A 16997-nucleotide genomic window follows, 5' to 3' on the forward strand; every position below is an offset into this window, starting at 1 on the left:
TCACTGCTCTTGATCTGTCACCGTTGTGACATGTCCTTGATCCGTCGTGCACAGCTGCACCAGCAACACCGCACGTAACACCGCACAAGATTTACAAGGGGCGCTTCGGCGTCCCTTCTTTCTTTTGCGTCCCTCTTCCGTGCCCGGACTCTTTCCGGTCGCACTTCTCCGCTCGGACCTGCGCGGGCCCCGCCCCGGACGTACACCCCTTCCCTTACCGTCTGATGTGCCCTGCACCTTCATCAGCGAAACCGAGAGCGAAAGGTAGAGTCCGGCGGCGTGCATCTCAAGGCCCTGACCCTGCGTGGTTTCAAATCGTTCGCCTCCGCCACGACACTGCGGTTCGAACCCGGCATCACGTGCGTCGTCGGTCCCAATGGGTCCGGCAAGTCCAATGTGGTGGACGCGCTCTCCTGGGTCATGGGGGAGCAGGGTGCCAAATCCCTGCGCGGCGGCAAGATGGAAGACGTGATCTTCGCCGGTACCACCGGGCGGCCGCCGCTCGGGCGGGCGGAGGTTTCGCTGACCATCGACAATTCCGACGGCGCACTGCCGATCGAGTACGCCGAAGTGACGATCACTCGGATCATGTTCCGCAACGGCGGCAGCGAATACCAGATCAATGGCGACACCTGCCGGCTCCTGGACATCCAGGAACTGCTCTCGGACTCCGGTATCGGCCGGGAGATGCATGTCATCGTCGGCCAGGGCCAGCTGGACTCGGTACTCCACGCCGATCCGACGGGGCGGCGCGCATTCATCGAGGAAGCCGCTGGCGTGCTCAAACATCGCAAGCGGAAAGAGAAGGCCCTGCGGAAACTGGACGCGATGGGCGCCAATCTGGCCCGCGTCCAGGACCTGACCGACGAGCTGCGGCGGCAGCTGAAACCGCTGGGCCGGCAGGCGGCCGTGGCGCGCCGGGCCGCCGTCATCCAGGCCGATCTGCGCGATGCCAGGCTGCGGCTGCTCGCCGACGACCTGGTGCGGCTGCGGACCGCGCTGCGCAGCGAGATCGCGGACGAAGCGGCGCTCAAGCAGCGCCGGGAGGCGGCGGAGGCGGAGCTCAAGGCGGCGCTGGCGCGCGAGGCAGAGCTGGAGGGCGAGGTACGGCGGCTGGCGCCCCGGCTCCAGCGGGCTCAGCAGACCTGGTACGAGCTGTCGCAGCTGGCCGAGCGGGTGCGTGGCACGATCTCGCTGGCCGATGCCCGGGTGAAGAGCGCTTCCGCCGTCCCCGACGAGGAGCGGCGCGGTCGTGACCCGCAGGACATGGAACGGGAAGCCGCCCGCATCCGAGAGCAGGAGGCGGAGCTGGCGGCCGCGCTGGAGGCGGCGGAGCACGCGTTGGAGGACACCGCTGCCCATCGTGCCGATCTGGAACGGGAGTTGGCGGCCGAGGAGCGCAGGCTCAAGGACGCCGCCCGCGCCATCGCGGACCGTCGCGAAGGGCTCGCCCGGCTGAACGGACAGGTCAACGCGGCCCGCAGCCGGGCCGGTTCGGCGCAGGCCGAGATCGACCGGCTGGCCGCTTCCCGCGACGAGGCGCAGGAACGGGCGGTCGCCGCCCAGGAGGAGTACGAGCAGCTCAAGGCGGAGGTCGAGGGCCTGGACGCGGGCGACGTAGAACTGGGCGAGCGGCACGACGCCGCCAAGCGGGGACTCGCGGAGGCGGAAGCGGCGCTCACCGCGGCCCGGGAGGCCGCCACCGGCGCCGAACGGAAGCGGGCAGCGGTCGCCGCCCGCCATGAGGCGCTGGCCCTCGGCCTGCGTCGCAAGGACGGCACGGGCGTCCTGCTCGGCGCGGGGGACCGCCTTTCGGGCCTGCTCGGTCCGGCCGCGGAACTCCTGACGGTGGAGCCGGGCCACGAGGTGGCGGTGGCGGCGGCCCTGGGCGTGGCGGCGGACGCGGTCGCGGTGGCGGACCCGGCCACGGCGGCAGAGGCGATCCGGCTGCTGCGCAAGCAGGACGCGGGGCGGGCGGCGCTGCTGCTGGGCGGGGTGCCCGATGCCGGTGGGGCTGGTGAGATCGATGGTGCTGTGGGTGCTGTGGGTGCCACAGCTGCCCTTGGTGTCTCTGATGTCTCAGGTGTCTCAGGTGTCTCAGGTGCCGCTGATGTCGATGGGGGCGATGTGGCCGCCGTGCCCGCCGGAAGTTTGCCCGCCGTCGCCGGCCTCGTCCACGGGCCGGCCGAACTGGTGCGCGCCGTACGGAGGCTGGTGCGGGACATGGTGGTCGTCGGCACGCTGGAGGACGCCGAGGACCTCGTCTCCGTAAGCCCGGAGCTGACCGCCGTCACCGCCGAGGGGGACATCCTCTCGGCCCACTTCGCGCACGGTGGTTCCGCCGGTGCGCCGAGCCTCCTCGAAGTGCAGGCATCGGTCGACGAGGCCGCCGTCCAGCTGGAGGAACTGGGCGTGCGGTGTACGGAGTTGACCGAGGCCCAGCGCCTCGCCGGGGAGCGGCGCGGCGTGTGTGCCGGACTGGTCGAGGAGCTGGGGGAGCGGTGCCGGGCCGCCGAGCGGGAGAAGTCCGCAGTGGCCCAGCAATTGGGCCGGCTCGCCGGGCAGGCTCGCGGCGCGGCGGGCGAGGCCGAGCGGACGACCGCGTCCGCCGCCCGTGCCCAGGAGGCACTGGAGCGCGCGACGGAGGAGGCCGAGGAGCTGGCCGAGCGGCTGCTCGCCGCCGAGGAGATGCCCGTCGAGGAGGAGCCGGACACCTCCGTGCGGGACCGGCTCGCCGCCGACGGGGCCAACGCCCGCCAGACCGAGATGGAGGCCCGGCTCCAGGTCCGTACCCACGAGGAGCGGGTCAAGGCACTCGCGGGCCGGGCCGACTCCCTCGACCGGGGCGCCCGTGCCGAACGCGAGGCCCGCGCCCGCGCCGAGCGGCGCCGCGCCCGACTGCGGCACGAGGTGGCGGTGGCCTCGGCCGTGGCCTCCGGCGCCCGTCAGCTGCTGGCCCATGTCGAGGTGTCCGTCGTACGGGCCGGGCAGGAGCGGGTCGCGGCCGAGGCGGCGAAGGCGGAGCGGGAGCGGGAGCTGGCGGCCGAGCGCAACCAGGGCCGCGAGCTCAAGGGCGAGCTGGACAAGCTCACCGATTCCGTCCACCGGGGCGAGGTCCTCGGCGCCGAGAAGCGGCTGCGGATAGAGCAGCTGGAGGCGAAGGCGCTGGAGGAGCTGGGCGTCGAGCCGGCCGGTCTGGCCGCAGAGTACGGCCCGGACCAGCTCGTACCGCCGTCACCGGCCGCCGAGGGCGAGGAGCTGCCGGAGGATCCGGAGCACCCGCGCAACCAGCCGAAGCCGTTCGTCAGAGCCGAACAGGAGAAGCGGCTGAAGTCGGCCGAACGGGCGTATCAGCAACTCGGAAAGGTGAATCCGCTCGCGCTGGAGGAGTTCTCGGCGCTGGAGGAGCGGCACAAGTTCCTCTCCGAGCAGCTCGAAGACCTGAAGAAGACCCGGGCCGACCTGATGCAGGTCGTCAAGGAGGTCGACGAGCGGGTCGAGCAGGTGTTCACCGACGCGTACCGGGACACCGCCCGTGAGTTCGAGGGCGTCTTCTCGCGGCTCTTCCCGGGTGGCGAGGGGCGGCTCGTCCTGACCGACCCGGACAATATGCTCGCCACGGGTGTGGACGTCGAGGCCCGGCCGCCCGGCAAGAAGGTCAAGCGGCTCTCCCTGCTGTCCGGCGGGGAACGCTCGCTCACGGCGGTGGCGTTGCTGGTATCGATCTTCAAGGCCCGGCCGAGCCCGTTCTATGTGATGGACGAGGTCGAGGCGGCGCTCGACGACACCAATCTGCAGCGGCTGATCCGAATCATGGAGGAGCTCCAGGAGAGCTCGCAGCTGATCGTGATCACGCACCAGAAGCGGACGATGGAGGTCGCGGACGCGCTGTACGGCGTATCGATGCAGGGCGACGGGGTCTCCAAGGTCATCGGCCAACGCCTGCGCTGAGGCTTTACTCAATCTTCAATATTTCGATACACGCTTTGACGTCTTCTGGTGGGAATGAACGAATAGCGCATTATTGACTTCGGGAGTTGAACGCATAGTCTCTGCGGCGTCGTCTTTATCTTCAAGTGGTGGCAGGCGTGAACTTATGCGCCACTTGGAGGAGCTCTCCCCCCCTCAACAGGAGCTCACCCCACACCTGACGACGCGGCCAGGCATCAGGAGTTCAATTGACCAGCACAGCTCAGGGACCGGCGTCCGGAGCCCGAGGGGCCCACCCGGATCACCTCGGCCATGTCATCTTCATCACGGCGGCCGCGGCGATGGGCGGCTTCCTGTTCGGCTACGACAGCTCCGTCATCAACGGCGCCGTCGAGGCGATCCGCAGCCGGTACGACATCGGCTCGGGAACGCTCGCCCAGGTCATCGCCATCGCGCTGATCGGCTGCGCGATCGGCGCGGCGACGGCGGGGCGCATCGCCGACCGCATCGGCCGCATCCGCTGCATGCAGATCGCCTCCGTGCTCTTCACCATCAGCGCCGTCGGCTCCGCGCTCCCGTTCGCGCTCTGGGACCTCGCGATGTGGCGCATCATCGGCGGGTTCGCCATCGGCATGGCCTCCGTGATCGGCCCGGCGTACATCGCCGAGGTCTCGCCACCCGCCTACCGCGGCCGGCTCGGCTCCTTCCAGCAGGCCGCGATCGTCATCGGCATCGCCATCTCCCAGCTCGTCAACTACGGCATTCTGCAACTCGCCGACGGAGACCAGCGCGGCAGGATCGGCGGCATCGAGGCATGGCAGTGGATGCTCGGCGTGATGGTCGTCCCCGCCGCTCTGTACGGGCTCCTCTCGTTCGCGATCCCCGAGTCGCCGCGGTTCCTGATCTCGGTCGGCAAGAAGGACCGGGCCCGGCGGATCCTGGAGGAGGTCGAGGGCAAGAACATCGACCTCGACGCCCGGGTGACCGAGATCGAGACGGCCATGCACCGTGAGCACAAGTCCACGTTCAAGGACCTGCTCGGCGCCCGCTTCGGTTTTCTGCCGATCGTCTGGATCGGCATCGGCCTGTCGGTCTTCCAGCAACTCGTCGGCATCAACGTGGCGTTCTACTACTCGGCGACGCTCTGGCAGTCCGTCGGCATCGACCCGTCCGCCTCGTTCCTGTACTCGTTCACCACGTCGATCATCAACATCATCGGTACCGTCATCGCGATGGTGCTGGTGGACCGGGTGGGCCGCAAGCCGCTCGCGCTGGTCGGCTCCACCGGTATGGCCATCGCCCTGGCCGTCGAGGCGTGGGCCTTCTCGGCCCCTCTGATCGACGGCAGACTGCCCCAGACCCAGGGCACCGTGGCGCTCGTCGCGGCCCATGTGTTCGTGCTCTTCTTCGCCCTGTCCTGGGGTGTCGTGGTCTGGGTCTTCCTCGGCGAGATGTTCCCGAACAGGATCCGCGCCGCCGCGCTCGGCGTCGCCGCCTCGGCGCAGTGGATCGCCAACTGGGCGATCACCGCGAGCTTCCCGAGCCTGTCCGACTGGAATCTGTCGGGCACGTACATCATCTACGCGTGCTTCGCCACGCTCTCGATCCCCTTCGTCCTCACGTTCGTGAAGGAGACCAAGGGCAAGGCGTTGGAGGAGATGGGCTGATCCCCGCCGCCCCGCTGCCCCGGCGCCCCGGCCACCCGGCGCCCCGGCCCGCGAGCCGGGGCGCTGCGGTGTCCGGGGTCAGCGGGCGACCGCCTCGCAGAACAGCCGCAGGCTGCGCCACCCCTCCTCGACGGGCAGCCCGCCGCACAGCGGATGCAGGACCAGGCTGTCCAGTTCCCCGGCGGCCCGGGTGCACTCCTTCGGCGTGACGACCCGGTAGACCCCTTCGGCCCGCAGCTCCGCCACCGTCGCCGCCGCCGACCGCACGGCCGAGCGGATGTCCTTGGACTGCCAGGAGGCGTACGTGCGCGCCTCGTGCAGGAAGTGCTCGCCGTACTCCGCCCATGTCCGGTCGGGGTCCTCGGACACATGCAGCAGGGGCGTCGCGGCGGACGGCATCAAGCAGAAGCCGTCCGTCCCGAACTCCGCCCGCCGCTCGTGGTAGTACGCCTCCAGCCCCGGCAGATGCGCGCTCGGGAAGAACGGCAGCCCGAACCGGGCCGCGCGCCGCGCCGCCGCCCGCGAACTGCCGCCCACCAGCAGCGGCGGATGCGGCCGGGTGTACGGGCGCGGCGTGACCCGGACCGTACGGCCCCGGTACGAGAACGGCTCCCCGGTCCACGCCCGGAGCAGCGTCTCCAGGAGCTCGTCCTGGAGCCTGCCGCGCCTGCCCCATTCGACGCCCGCCCGTTCGTACTCCTCGGGCCGGTAGCCGATCCCCGCCACCGTGACCAGCCGGCCCGCGCTCAGCAGGTCCAGGACCGCGATGTCCTCGGCCAGCCGCAGCGGGTCGTGCAGCGGGCCGATGATCGCCGAGACGGTGACCGCGATCCTGCGGGTGGCGCCGAGGACCGCGCCCGCGAAGACGAAGGGGGAGGGCAGCCAGGAGTCGGCGGCGCCGTGGTGCTCCTCGGTCTGCACGGTGTCGACGCCGTGCTCGTCGGCGTAGGCGGCCATCTCCAGCGCGGCGCGGTAGCGGGCCGAGAGCGACTCGGGGGTGGCGTCGGGATCGACGAGATTGAACCGGACCACTGTGAAGGCCATGGCGCTTGTCCCCTTCGTCGGGCGGACTCGGCGAGGCCGGACATTAGCTGACGTGGCGTCAGAAGTGTAGGGGGGCGTCGCCCCCGGGCCCGCCGCCGCCCCGTCCGGCGGGCCGCGGCAGGGACGCGTACAGCGCGGCCGAGACGGCGACCGTGGCCGCCCAGCCCAGTCCGTGGCGCCCGATCCAGGTGGCCGCGAACGGGCCGGAGAGCCCTTGTACGCGGGTGAAGAGCAGCCCCACCACCAGGCCCGTCGCCCACGCGGCCACGGCCGGCACGGCGAAGCCCCCCGTGTACCAGTAGGCGCTGGACGGCGTGGTGTCCAGGAGTGCCGCCGGATCGTATGTACGCCCCCGCAATTGATCCACGCAGAAGACTCCGACCCAGGCCGAGAACGTCACCGCGAGCAGCGCCAGGAAGGAGACGAAGGAATCCATGAAGCCCGCCGCCGTCATTATCAGCAGCGAGCCCAGGAGCAGGCTGATGGCGGCATTCGCCCCGACCGCCCACGTGCGGGGAATCGCGAATCCCAGCGTCTGCGCGGTGAATCCGCCCGTATACAACGACATCGCGTTGATCAGCACCATGCCGGCCACGGTCATCAGCAGATACGGCACCGAGAGCCAGCCCGGCAGCAGGGCGCCGATGAACGAGACGGGGTCACGCGTGACGGCCAGTCCCGGTGTGGCGACCGCCATCACGGCGCCCATCAGTACCAACGGGACGCAGACGACCCCGGCGCCGCCCACGGTCGCCCCGACCACGGCCGGGCCGGACGCGGTGCGCGGCAGATAGCGGGCGAAGTCGGGCCCGGCCGGAACCCAGCTGATCCCGCCGCCCACCAGGGTGCCGACCCCGGAGATCATCAGCGCCGTCGGCCCGGCGGGCCTGCTCAGGACGGCGTGCCAGGGGGCCCCGCCGATCAGCTGGATCAGTACGAGGACGCTGAAGCACCCGAAGAGGTACGCCGACCAGGTGCAGCACACCCGCAGTGCGCGTACGCCCAGCCCCGACACCAGGAAGCTGCTTCCCACGAAGGCGAGCAGGGTCGCCACGATCAGGGTGGTGCTGCTCGCGACACCGAAGAGCAGATCCAGAACGGCGAGCACGGCGTAGGTGCCGGTGACCGCGTTCACCGTCTCCCAGCCCCAGCGGGCGACCCAGATCAGCGCGCCGGGCAGCAGGTTGCCGCGCTGGCCGAAGACGGCCCGGGAGAGCGCCATGCCGGGAGCCCCGCCCCGGCTGCCCGCGATCGAGACCGCGCCGACCAGTCCGAAACTGACGACGGGGCCGACGATCGCGACGGCCAGTACCTGCCAGAAGTTCAGTCCGTCGAGGGCGGCCAGCCCCGCACCCATGGTGAGCAGCAGCACGGTCAGGTTCGCGCCGACCCAGGTGGGGAAGAGGGTCCGGACCCGGCCGGTGCGCTCGTTGTCGGGGACGGGGTCCAGACCGCGGGTCTCCACGGGCAGAATCGTACCTTTACCTCCAAAGGGTGCATAACACCCGAGGGATGCGGGGGCGATCCTTCGGGGCGGCCCACGCGGGCGGCCGTGGCTGATACTGGGTGGGTTATGGAATTCGTCATCCTTGCTGTAGTCATCGCCCTGGTCGCGGTCGGCGTGATCAGCGGGCTCGTGGTCAGCAGCCGCAAGAAGAAGCAGCTGCCCCCGGCACCGTCGAGCACGCCGACCATCACTCCTCCCGCCGAGCCCCATGTCGGCGAGGAAGCCGAAACGCCGCGCGAGGAACCGCGCCGCACCATCGAGGAGGTCGGCGCTCCTTCGGCCGAGGCTCCCGCCGGGGAAGCACCCAAGGCCGTCGAGCCGGAGGCGCCCGCCGCCCCCGCCGTCGAAGTGCCCGAGCCCACCGCCGGCCGGCTGGTGCGGCTGCGCGCCCGGCTCGCCCGCTCGCAGAACTCCCTCGGCAAGGGGCTGCTCACGCTCCTGTCCCGCGACAATCTCGACGAGGACACCTGGGAGGAGATCGAGGACACCCTCCTCACCGCCGATGTCGGCGTCGCGCCCACCCAGGAACTGGTGGAGCGGCTGCGCGAACGCGTCCGCGTCCTCGGCACCCGTACCCCCGAAGGGCTTCGCACGCTGCTGCGCGAGGAGCTCCTCACCCTGCTCGGCACCGACTTCGACCGTGCGGTCAAGACGGAGAGCGGTGTCGACACCCCCGGCGTCGTGATGGTCGTCGGCGTCAACGGAACCGGCAAGACCACCACCACCGGCAAGCTGGCCCGCGTGCTCGTCGCCGACGGCCGCAGCGTCGTGCTCGGCGCGGCCGACACCTTCCGGGCCGCCGCCGCCGACCAGCTCCAGACCTGGGGCGAGCGTGTCGGCGCCCGGACCGTGCGCGGACCCGAGGGCGGCGACCCCGCGTCGATCGCCTTCGACGCGGTGAAGGAGGGCATCGCCGAGGGCGCCGATGTCGTCCTCATCGACACCGCGGGACGGCTGCACACCAAGACCGGGCTCATGGACGAGCTCGGCAAGGTCAAGCGGGTCGTCGAGAAGCACGGGCCGCTGGACGAGATCCTGCTCGTCCTCGACGCCACGACCGGACAGAACGGCCTGGTGCAGGCCCGGGTGTTCGCCGAGGTCGTCGACATCACCGGCATCGTGCTCACCAAGCTGGACGGCACCGCCAAGGGCGGCATCGTCGTCGCCGTCCAGCGCGAACTGGGCGTACCGGTGAAGCTGATCGGCCTGGGAGAGGGTCCCGACGATCTGGCCCCGTTCGAGCCCGAGGCGTTCGTGGACGCCCTGATCGGAGACTGAACCACCCCACGCGTACGCAGGAGAGCCCGACCGCACGATGCCGCTGCGGTCGGGCTCTTTTGCCGGCTCTCTCGGCTCTCCCGGCTTTCTCAGCCGCAGGTCCTCAGCCGCAGAGGGGCGCGCGATGGCAGCTGTACGCCAGTGTGCCCAGCAGCAGACGCGCCTGAGGAGGGGCGGCCGCGGTGTCCAGCACCGGTGGGCGCAGCCACCGGACCGGGCCGAGACCACCCTCGTCGGACGGCGGGGCGGTGATGTGGCAGCCGGGCCCCAGCGCCCGCAGATCCAGGTCCGCGTCGTCCCAGCCCATCCGGTACAGCAGCTGCGGGAGCTCGGCGGCGGCCCCCGGAGCGACGAAGAACTGCGCCCGCCCGGCCGGTGTCACCGCGACCGGGCCGAGCGGCAGCCCCATCCGCTCCAGGCGCACCAGGGCCCGGCGCCCGGCAGCCTCGGCGACATCGAGGATGTCGAAGGTGCGGCCCACCGGCAGCAGCATCGAGGCGCCCGGCACCTGGGCCCAGGCGTCCGCCGCCGTGTCGAGCTTCGCCCCCGCGGGGACCTCGGCGGCGAAGTCCAGCGGATGGGCGCCGGGGGAGGGGCACAGCGCCTCCCCGCACGAACAGCGGCCGGCCGCTGTTCGTGCTCCCGGCGCGACGGCCCAGCCCCACAGTCCCGTGTACTCGGCCACTGCGGTGCACTCGGCCGCGCGGCCGCGGCGCCGTGAGCCGGTGCGCATCTCGCGGATGCCGCCGATCGTGAAGCCCATGCCCCCTCCAACGGGTCCGACTCACCGGTGGTTACGACAAGGAGCAGAGCCGTGACGCCCGTCGCCGTTGTCGATCGGTGGTGCGCCCGGCGCACTCGGGGTTGTGCAAGATGGTCCACGCGCCCCGTCGTACATCACTGCGCCAACTGTTGATCGTCGTGTGTCAAGTGAATCGCGCCGGACGGTGACGGTGTTCATCCGAAGGGGTGGCGAATGGTGGCGTTTCTGTCATCGCCCTCGCCGGGCTGGTGATCGTAGGATTACCGTCGGTACGCGAACCATGGAAGTATGTGCGCCCGTGGGTATGCCCAAGGCAACCCGATTTCCTGTTCGATCGTGCGCAACCCCCGTATGGGCAGCATCGGTTCAGGGCATTCTGGTAATGGTTCGCGCGACAGTATTCAGCGGGATGGGGGCCTTCCAGTGAGTGGCAGCGGCGCAGGCGATTCGAATGCCGGTAAGCGCCCCAACGGGCAATTGAGCTCGTGGTTCGTGCGCAGCGGCTGGTCGAAGGGCGAGCTGGCGCGGCAGGTGAACCGCCGGGCGCGCCAGTTGGGCGCCCACCACATCAGCACCGACACCTCCCGGGTGCGGCGCTGGCTCGACGGCGAGCAGCCGCGCGAGCCGATCCCGCGCATCCTCTCCGAGCTCTTCTCGGAGCGCTTCGGCTCCGTCGTCGCCGTCGAGGACCTCGGACTGCGTTCCGCGCACCAGTCACCGTCCGTGGCCGGCGTCGACCTGCCCTGGGCGGGGCCGCAGACCGTCGCCCTGCTGAGCGAGTTCTCCCGCAGCGACCTCATGCTCGCCCGCCGCGGCTTCCTCGGCTCCTCGCTCGCCCTGGCCGCGGGCCCCGCCCTCATCGAGCCCATGCAGCGCTGGCTGGTGCCCGTCGCCGCCGGCGGAGACGCGGAACCGGAACCGGTCGCCACGGCCCGTCGTCCCTCGCGGCTCTCCGACCCCGAGCTCGACCTGCTGGAATCCACCACCGCGATGTTCCGCCAGTGGGACGCGCAGTGCGGCGGCGGACTGCGCCGCAAGGCCGTCGTCGGACAACTCCACGAGGTCACCGACCTGCTCCAGGAGCCGCAGCCGGCGGCCACCGCCAAGCGGCTCTTCCGCTGCGCGGCCGAACTCGCGGAGCTGGCCGGCTGGATGAGCTACGACGTCGGCCTCCAGCCCACCGCCCAGAAGTACTTCGTTCTGGCGCTCCACGCGTCGAAAGAGGCCGGCGACAAACCGCTCGGTTCGTATGTTCTTTCCAGCATGAGCCGCCAGATGATCCACCTCGGACGTCCCGACGACGCCCTCGAACTGATCCATCTCGCGCAGTACGGCAGCCGGGACTGCGCCACCCCGCGCACCCAGGCCATGCTGTACGCGATGGAGGCGCGCGCGTACGCCAACATGGGCCAGCCCAGCAAGTGCAAACGAGCCGTCCGGATGGCCGAGGACACCTTCGACGACATCGGGATCGACGGCGAGCCCGAGCCCGACTGGATCCGTTTCTTCTCGGAGGCCGAGCTCAACGGCGAGAACTCCCACTCGTTCCGCGACCTCGCCTACGTCGCAGGCCGCAGCCCCACCTACGCCACGCTCGCCGAACCCCTGATGACGAAAGCCGTCCAGCTCTTCGGCGAGGACGACGAGCACCAGCGGTCCTACGCACTCAACCTGATCGGCCTCGCCACCGTCCACCTCCTCCAGCGCGAGCCCGAACAGTCCACGGTGCTGGCCGAGAAGGCGCTGCGCGTCGCCAAGAAGATCCGTTCCGAGCGGGTCAACACCCGGCTCCGCAAGACCGTCGACATCGCCGCCCGCGATTTTGGGGACATTCCCGAGGTCGCCAGGCTCACCGATCTCCTCACCGAGCAGCTGCCCGAAACCGCCGAAGCGGTCTGAACGGCACCCCCGGCCCCGGCCACGACGACCACCCAGAACAGACCGACTTCGGCTCCCCCATCGCCAGGTCAGCGGGTGGTCGGCGTGGCCGGTTCGCGTTGCCGCTTCCGTACGGGAGAGTCGTCAGCGCACCGTGTGCGGCCGCGGCCGCAGAGTAGACCCGGCCCCGGGCGCGCCACCGCCGGTTCATGGCGCCGTAACACACCGGACCCCTTCGTCACTGCCGCGAAACACCGTGCGGCATCGGCGGAAACCGTGCTGGGTGAATCTCGTGGCGTACAACCGGCCCGCACCTTTTCCCAGTGGTCCCGCACGTGGTGCCGCTCACCCGCCCGCACGCGGCCGCACCGACGACGAGGAGACGCCGATGCCCCCAGGCATCACGACGCTTGCCGCAGACGCCCCGACACTGTCTGCCGCCAACACCGGGTTCATGCTCATCTGCTCCGCCCTGGTGATGCTCATGACCCCGGCCCTGGCCTTCTTCTACGGAGGCATGGTCCGCGTCAAGAGCACCCTCAACATGCTGATGATGAGTTTCATCAGCCTCGGGATCGTCACGATCCTGTGGGTGCTCTACGGATTCAGCCTCGCCTTCGGCACCGACATCGGATCCGTTCTCGGCTGGAGCCCGGACTACGTCGGCCTCAGCGGAATCGGCATCACCCAGCTCTGGGACGGCTCCACGATCCCCGTCTACGTCTTCGCCGTCTTCCAGCTGATGTTCGCCGTCATCACCCCCGCTCTGATCAGCGGTGCCCTCGCCGATCGGGTGAAATTCACCTCCTGGGCCCTGTTCATCACGCTCTGGGTCACCGTCGTCTACTTCCCCGTGGCCCACTGGGTCTGGGGCGCGGGCGGCTGGCTCTTCGAATTCGGCGTGATCGACTTCGCCGGTGGTACGGCCGTCCACATCAACGCGGGAGCCGCGGCGCTCGGCGTGATCCTCGTCATCGGCAAGCGTGTCGGCTTCAAGAAGGACCCGATGCGACCGCACAGCCTGCCGCTCGTGATGCTCGGCGCCGGACTGCTCTGGTTCGGCTGGTTCGGCTTCAACGCCGGCTCGTGGCTCGGCAACGACGACGGCGTCGGCGCGGTCATGTTCGTCAACACCCAGGTCGCCACCGCCGCCGCGATGCTCGCCTGGCTCGGTTACGAGAAGCTCCGGCACGGCTCCTTCACCACCCTCGGCGCGGCCTCCGGCGCGGTCGCGGGCCTCGTCGCCATCACACCGTCCGGCGGCGCGGTCAGCCCGCTCGGCGCCATCGGGGTCGGCGCCGTCGCCGGTGTCCTCTGCGCCCTGGCCGTCGGCCTGAAGTACAGGTTCGGCTACGACGACTCCCTGGACGTCGTCGGCGTCCACCTCGTCGGCGGTGTCGCCGGGTCCCTCCTCGTCGGCCTGTTCGCCACCGGCGGCGTCCAGTCCGACGCCAAGGGCCTCTTCTACGGTGGTGGCCTCGACCAGCTCGGCAAGCAGGCCGTCGGAGTCTTCGCGGTCCTCGCGTACTCTCTCGTCGTCTCCGCGCTCCTCGCCCTCCTCCTCGACCGGACGATCGGGATGCGGGTCGCCGAGGACGACGAGATCTCCGGCATCGACCAGGTCGAACACGCGGAGACCGCCTACGACTTCAGCGGAGCGGGCGGCGGCACGGCCCCGCGCACCACGGCCTCCGCGACGGCAGCATCGCAGACGAAGAAGGTGCACGCATGAAGCTCATCACCGCAGTCGTGAAGCCTCACCGGCTCGACGAGATCAAGGAAGCCCTCCAGGCCTTCGGCATCCAGGGCCTCACGGTCACGGAAGCCAGCGGGTACGGGCGCCAGCACGGTCACACCGAGGTCTACCGGGGCGCCGAGTACACCGTCGACCTCGTCCCCAAGATCCGCATCGAGGTCCTTGTCGAGGACGAGGACTCCGAACAGCTCATCGACGTACTCGTGAAGGCCGCCCGAACCGGCAAGATCGGTGACGGCAAGGTCTGGAGCGTGCCGGTCGACACCGCGGTTCGCGTGCGGACGGGCGAACGCGGCCCGGACGCCCTCTGACCGACGGTCCCGAAGACCGCCGCCGGAAGACCGACGGCCGCGAGGACCACCGGGCAGGGCCCCACGGTCCCGAAACGAAAGGCAGCCGGGTGACGAGCACCGAAGTGACCACCGAATCCGACGACTCGGAACCCAACGGCTACGCGGCGGCCCGGCTGCGCCTCCTCCAGGAGAAGGCGCAGTCCGGGCCGCCGCGCCGCGCGGCCCTCGCAGCGCTCACCGACGACTGGCTCACCGCACTGTTCACCACCGCCACCGAACAGACCGGCGTCCGCGGCGCCGCGCTCGTCGCCGTCGGCGGTTACGGACGGGGCGAGCTCTCCCCGCGCAGCGACCTCGACCTCCTGCTCCTGCACGACGGCAGCACCGACGCCGGTGCCGTCGCCTCCCTCGCCGATCGCATCTGGTACCCCGTCTGGGACCTCGGTCTCGCCCTCGACCACTCCGTGCGCACCGCCGCCGAAGCCCGCAGAACGGCCGTCGAGGACCTCAAGGTCCACCTCGGGCTGCTCGACGCCCGTCCCGTCGCCGGGGACCTCGGCCTCGTCGCCGCCCTGCGCACCGCGGTCCTCGCCGACTGGCGCAACCAGGCCCCCAAACGCCTCCCCGCCCTCCACGAACTCTGCCGAGAACGCGCCGACCGGCAGGGCGAGCTCCAGTTCCTCCTCGAACCCGACCTCAAGGAGGCCCGCGGCGGGCTGCGCGACGCCACCGCCCTGCGCGCGGTCGCCGCCTCCTGGGTCGCCGACGCCCCCCGCGAGGGCCTCGCCGACGCCCGTCGCACCCTCCTCGACGCCCGCGACGCCCTCCACCTCACCACCGGCCGCGCCACCGACCGCCTCGGCCTCCAGGACCAGGACCAGGTCGCCGCCGCCCTCGGCCTCCTCGACGCGGACGCCCTGCTCCGCCAGGTGTACGAGGCCGCCCGCACCGTCTCGTACGCCACCGACGTCACCTGGCGCGAAGTCAACCGTGTGCTCCGCGCCCGGTCCGTGCGCCCCCGGCTCCGCGCCATGCTGGGCGGCGGCAGGGCAGCGGCCCCGGAACGCACCCCGCTCGCCGACGGCGTCGTCGAGACCGAGGGCGAAGCCGTCCTCGCCCGTACCGCGCGCCCCGAACGCGACCCCGCCCTCGTCCTGCGCGCCGCCGCCGCGGCCGCCCAGTCCGAACTCCCGCTCTCCCGCCACGTCGTACGCCACCTCGCCGCGACCGCCCGCCCGCTGCCGGTGCCCTGGCCCGCCGAGGCCCGTGAGGAACTCGTCACCCTCCTCGGCGCGGGCGAGGCGACCGTCCCCGTCTGGGAGGCCCTCGAAGCCGAAGGGCTGATCACCCGGCTGCTCCCCGACTGGGAACGCGTCCACTGCCGCCCCCAGCGCAACCCCGTCCACACCTGGACCGTCGACCGCCACCTCGTCGAAACGGCCGTGCACGCCTCCTCCCTCACCCGTCGCGTCGGCCGCCCCGACCTCCTCCTCGTCGCCGCGCTCCTGCACGACATCGGCAAGGGCTGGCCCGGCGACCACTCCGTCGCCGGTGAGGTCATCGCCCGCGACACGGCCGCCCGGATCGGCTTCGACCAGCACGACGTGGGCGTCATCGCCACCCTCGTACGCCACCACCTGCTGCTCGTCGAGACCGCCACCCGCCGCGACCTCGACGACCCGGCGACCGTCCGCTCCGTCGCCGCCGCCGTCTCCACCACCGCCACGCTGGAGCTGCTGCACGCCCTCACCGAGGCCGACGCACTCGCCACCGGGCCCGCCGCGTGGTCCACCTGGCGCGCCTCCCTCGTCTCCGACCTCGTCGGACGGGTCACAGCCGTGCTCGACGGGCAGGTCCCGGGAGAACCGGAACCCGTCGCGCTGAGCGCCGAACAGGAACGCCTCGCCATCGAGGCCCTGCGGACCGGCGGCCCTGTCCTCGCCCTGCACACCCGGGCCGAGACTCCGAACGAGAGCGGCGGACCGGAGCCCGTCGGAGTCGAGCTCCTCATCGCCCTGCCCGACCGCCCCGGCGTGCTGCCCGCCGCTGCAGGTGTCCTCGCCCTGCACCGCCTCACCGTGCGAGCAGCCGATCTGCGCGCCGTGGAACTCCCCGCCGAACTCGGCGAGCCCGAATCCGCCGACCTGCTGCTGCTCAGCTGGCGGGTCGCGGCCGAGTACGGCTCCCTGCCGCAGGCCACCCGCCTCCGCGCCGACCTCGTACGCGCAATGGACGGCTCCCTCGACATCCGCGCCCGCCTCGCCGAACGCGAGGCGGCCTACCCGAGGCGGCGCGGGGTGAAGGCTCCGCCGCCGAGGGTGACGGTCGCGGCGGCCGGCTCACGGCTGGCGACGGTCATCGAGGTGCGGGCCCAGGACGCCCCGGGGCTGCTGCACCGGATCGGCCGGGCGCTGGAACAGAGCGGGGTACGGGTGCGCAGCGCCCATGTGTCGACGCTGGGGGCGAACGCGGTGGATGCCTTCTACGTCACAGGTCCGGACGGGGAGCCGCTGCCCGGGGCGAGGGCGGCGGAGGTGGCCCGGGAGGTCGAGAAGGCGCTGGGCTGAGCACCGCCGCCGGGTCCACGGGCCCCCGCGCCGAGCACCGCCGCCGGGTCCACCGGCCCTCGGCGCCGAGCACCGTCGCCGGGTCCACAGACCCTCGCCCGCCCATGAGAAGCGGGCGAGGGCTTCGCGTTTCCGGGGGGCCGGATACCCTTGGGGACGACCGACCTGCCCCGCCCCCGACCCTGAGGACCGACGAGCGCCGTGTTCGATACTCTCTCTGACCGCCTTGCCGCGACTTTCAAGAATCTTCGGGGCAAGGGCCGCTTGTCCGAGGCGGACATCGATGCCACGGCTCGTGAGATCCGTATCGCGTT

The 16997-nt window shown here is 71.3% G+C and carries 11 protein-coding genes; 8 read left to right on the forward strand and 3 right to left on the reverse strand.

The annotated features are described in order from the left end of the window. Nucleotides 1-279: 279 nt before the first annotated feature. Both ACFVT1_RS29820 and ACFVT1_RS29825 read left to right on the forward strand, forming a co-directional pair. The gene (locus tag ACFVT1_RS29820) at nt 280-3951 is read left to right on the forward strand and encodes an AAA family ATPase (protein WP_389800850.1); all 3672 of its coding nucleotides are present in this window, start codon (nt 280-282) and stop codon (nt 3949-3951) included. 227 nt (nt 3952-4178) lie between these two features. Further along, nucleotides 4179-5597, forward strand: coding sequence for a sugar porter family MFS transporter (locus ACFVT1_RS29825; RefSeq protein WP_389800852.1), 1419 nt, complete (start codon nt 4179-4181; stop codon nt 5595-5597). A gap of 78 nt (nt 5598-5675) precedes the next feature. Here ACFVT1_RS29825 and ACFVT1_RS29830 read toward each other — a convergent pair whose 3' ends face one another. Both ACFVT1_RS29830 and ACFVT1_RS29835 read right to left on the reverse strand, forming a co-directional pair. Beyond that, on the reverse strand, nt 5676-6641 hold the full coding sequence (locus ACFVT1_RS29830; RefSeq protein WP_389800854.1) for an LLM class flavin-dependent oxidoreductase: 966 nt from the start codon (nt 6639-6641) through the stop codon (nt 5676-5678). Nucleotides 6642-6699: 58 nt separating this feature from the next. Continuing rightward, nucleotides 6700-8106: a purine-cytosine permease family protein gene (locus ACFVT1_RS29835; RefSeq protein ID WP_389800856.1), complete on the reverse strand. Its 1407-nt coding sequence runs from the start codon at nt 8104-8106 to the stop codon at nt 6700-6702. 108 nt (nt 8107-8214) lie between these two features. Here ACFVT1_RS29835 and ftsY point away from each other — a divergent pair, with 108 nt between their 5' ends. Continuing rightward, the gene (gene ftsY, locus ACFVT1_RS29840) at nt 8215-9426 is read left to right on the forward strand and encodes a signal recognition particle-docking protein FtsY (protein ID WP_389800858.1); all 1212 of its coding nucleotides are present in this window, start codon (nt 8215-8217) and stop codon (nt 9424-9426) included. Nucleotides 9427-9529: 103 nt separating this feature from the next. Here the strand turns inward: ftsY and ACFVT1_RS29845 are convergent, their stop codons facing one another. Continuing rightward, nucleotides 9530-10189 carry a bifunctional DNA primase/polymerase gene (locus ACFVT1_RS29845; RefSeq protein WP_389800860.1) on the reverse strand — a complete coding sequence of 220 codons (660 nt, stop codon included), beginning with the start codon at nt 10187-10189 and terminating at the stop codon, nt 9530-9532. A gap of 423 nt (nt 10190-10612) precedes the next feature. Between ACFVT1_RS29845 and ACFVT1_RS29850 the strand changes: the two genes are divergently transcribed. The 5 genes from ACFVT1_RS29850 to ACFVT1_RS29870 all read left to right on the forward strand — a co-directional run. Further along, a complete protein-coding gene (locus ACFVT1_RS29850; protein WP_389800862.1) occupies nt 10613-12088 on the forward strand; it encodes a hypothetical protein in 1476 nt (491 codons plus the stop codon). Between the two features lie 367 nt (nt 12089-12455). Then, nucleotides 12456-13799, forward strand: a complete 1344-nt coding sequence (locus tag ACFVT1_RS29855; protein WP_389800864.1) for an ammonium transporter — start codon at nt 12456-12458, stop codon at nt 13797-13799. Continuing rightward, entirely contained in the window at nt 13796-14134 is a 339-nt protein-coding gene (locus ACFVT1_RS29860) for a P-II family nitrogen regulator (protein ID WP_389800866.1), read from the forward strand. Before ACFVT1_RS29855 ends, ACFVT1_RS29860 begins: the two co-directional genes overlap by 4 nt. A gap of 89 nt (nt 14135-14223) precedes the next feature. Continuing rightward, nucleotides 14224-16683, forward strand: a complete 2460-nt coding sequence (locus tag ACFVT1_RS29865) for a [protein-PII] uridylyltransferase (RefSeq protein ID WP_389800868.1) — start codon at nt 14224-14226, stop codon at nt 16681-16683. Nucleotides 16684-16884: 201 nt separating this feature from the next. Beyond that, on the forward strand, nt 16885-16997 hold a 113-nt coding region (locus tag ACFVT1_RS29870), incomplete at its 3' end, for a signal recognition particle receptor subunit alpha (protein ID WP_389800886.1).

Origin of the sequence: Streptomyces sp. NPDC057963, assembly GCF_042887155.1 — a bacterium.
In the GTDB taxonomy this organism is placed as follows: domain Bacteria; phylum Actinomycetota; class Actinomycetes; order Streptomycetales; family Streptomycetaceae; genus Streptomyces.

What these genes read in the sequence shown, in the direction of transcription:
- ACFVT1_RS29830 (WP_389800854.1), bottom strand. Translation starts at nt 6,641, where the DNA reads ATGGCCTTCACAGTGGTCCGGTTCAATCTCGTCGATCCCGACGCCACC.
- ftsY (WP_389800858.1), top strand. Translation starts at nt 8,215, where the DNA reads ATGGAATTCGTCATCCTTGCTGTAGTCATCGCCCTGGTCGCGGTCGGC.
- ACFVT1_RS29845 (WP_389800860.1), bottom strand. Translation starts at nt 10,189, where the DNA reads ATGGGCTTCACGATCGGCGGCATCCGCGAGATGCGCACCGGCTCACGG.
- ACFVT1_RS29855 (WP_389800864.1), top strand. Translation starts at nt 12,456, where the DNA reads ATGCCCCCAGGCATCACGACGCTTGCCGCAGACGCCCCGACACTGTCT.
- ACFVT1_RS29860 (WP_389800866.1), top strand. Translation starts at nt 13,796, where the DNA reads ATGAAGCTCATCACCGCAGTCGTGAAGCCTCACCGGCTCGACGAGATC.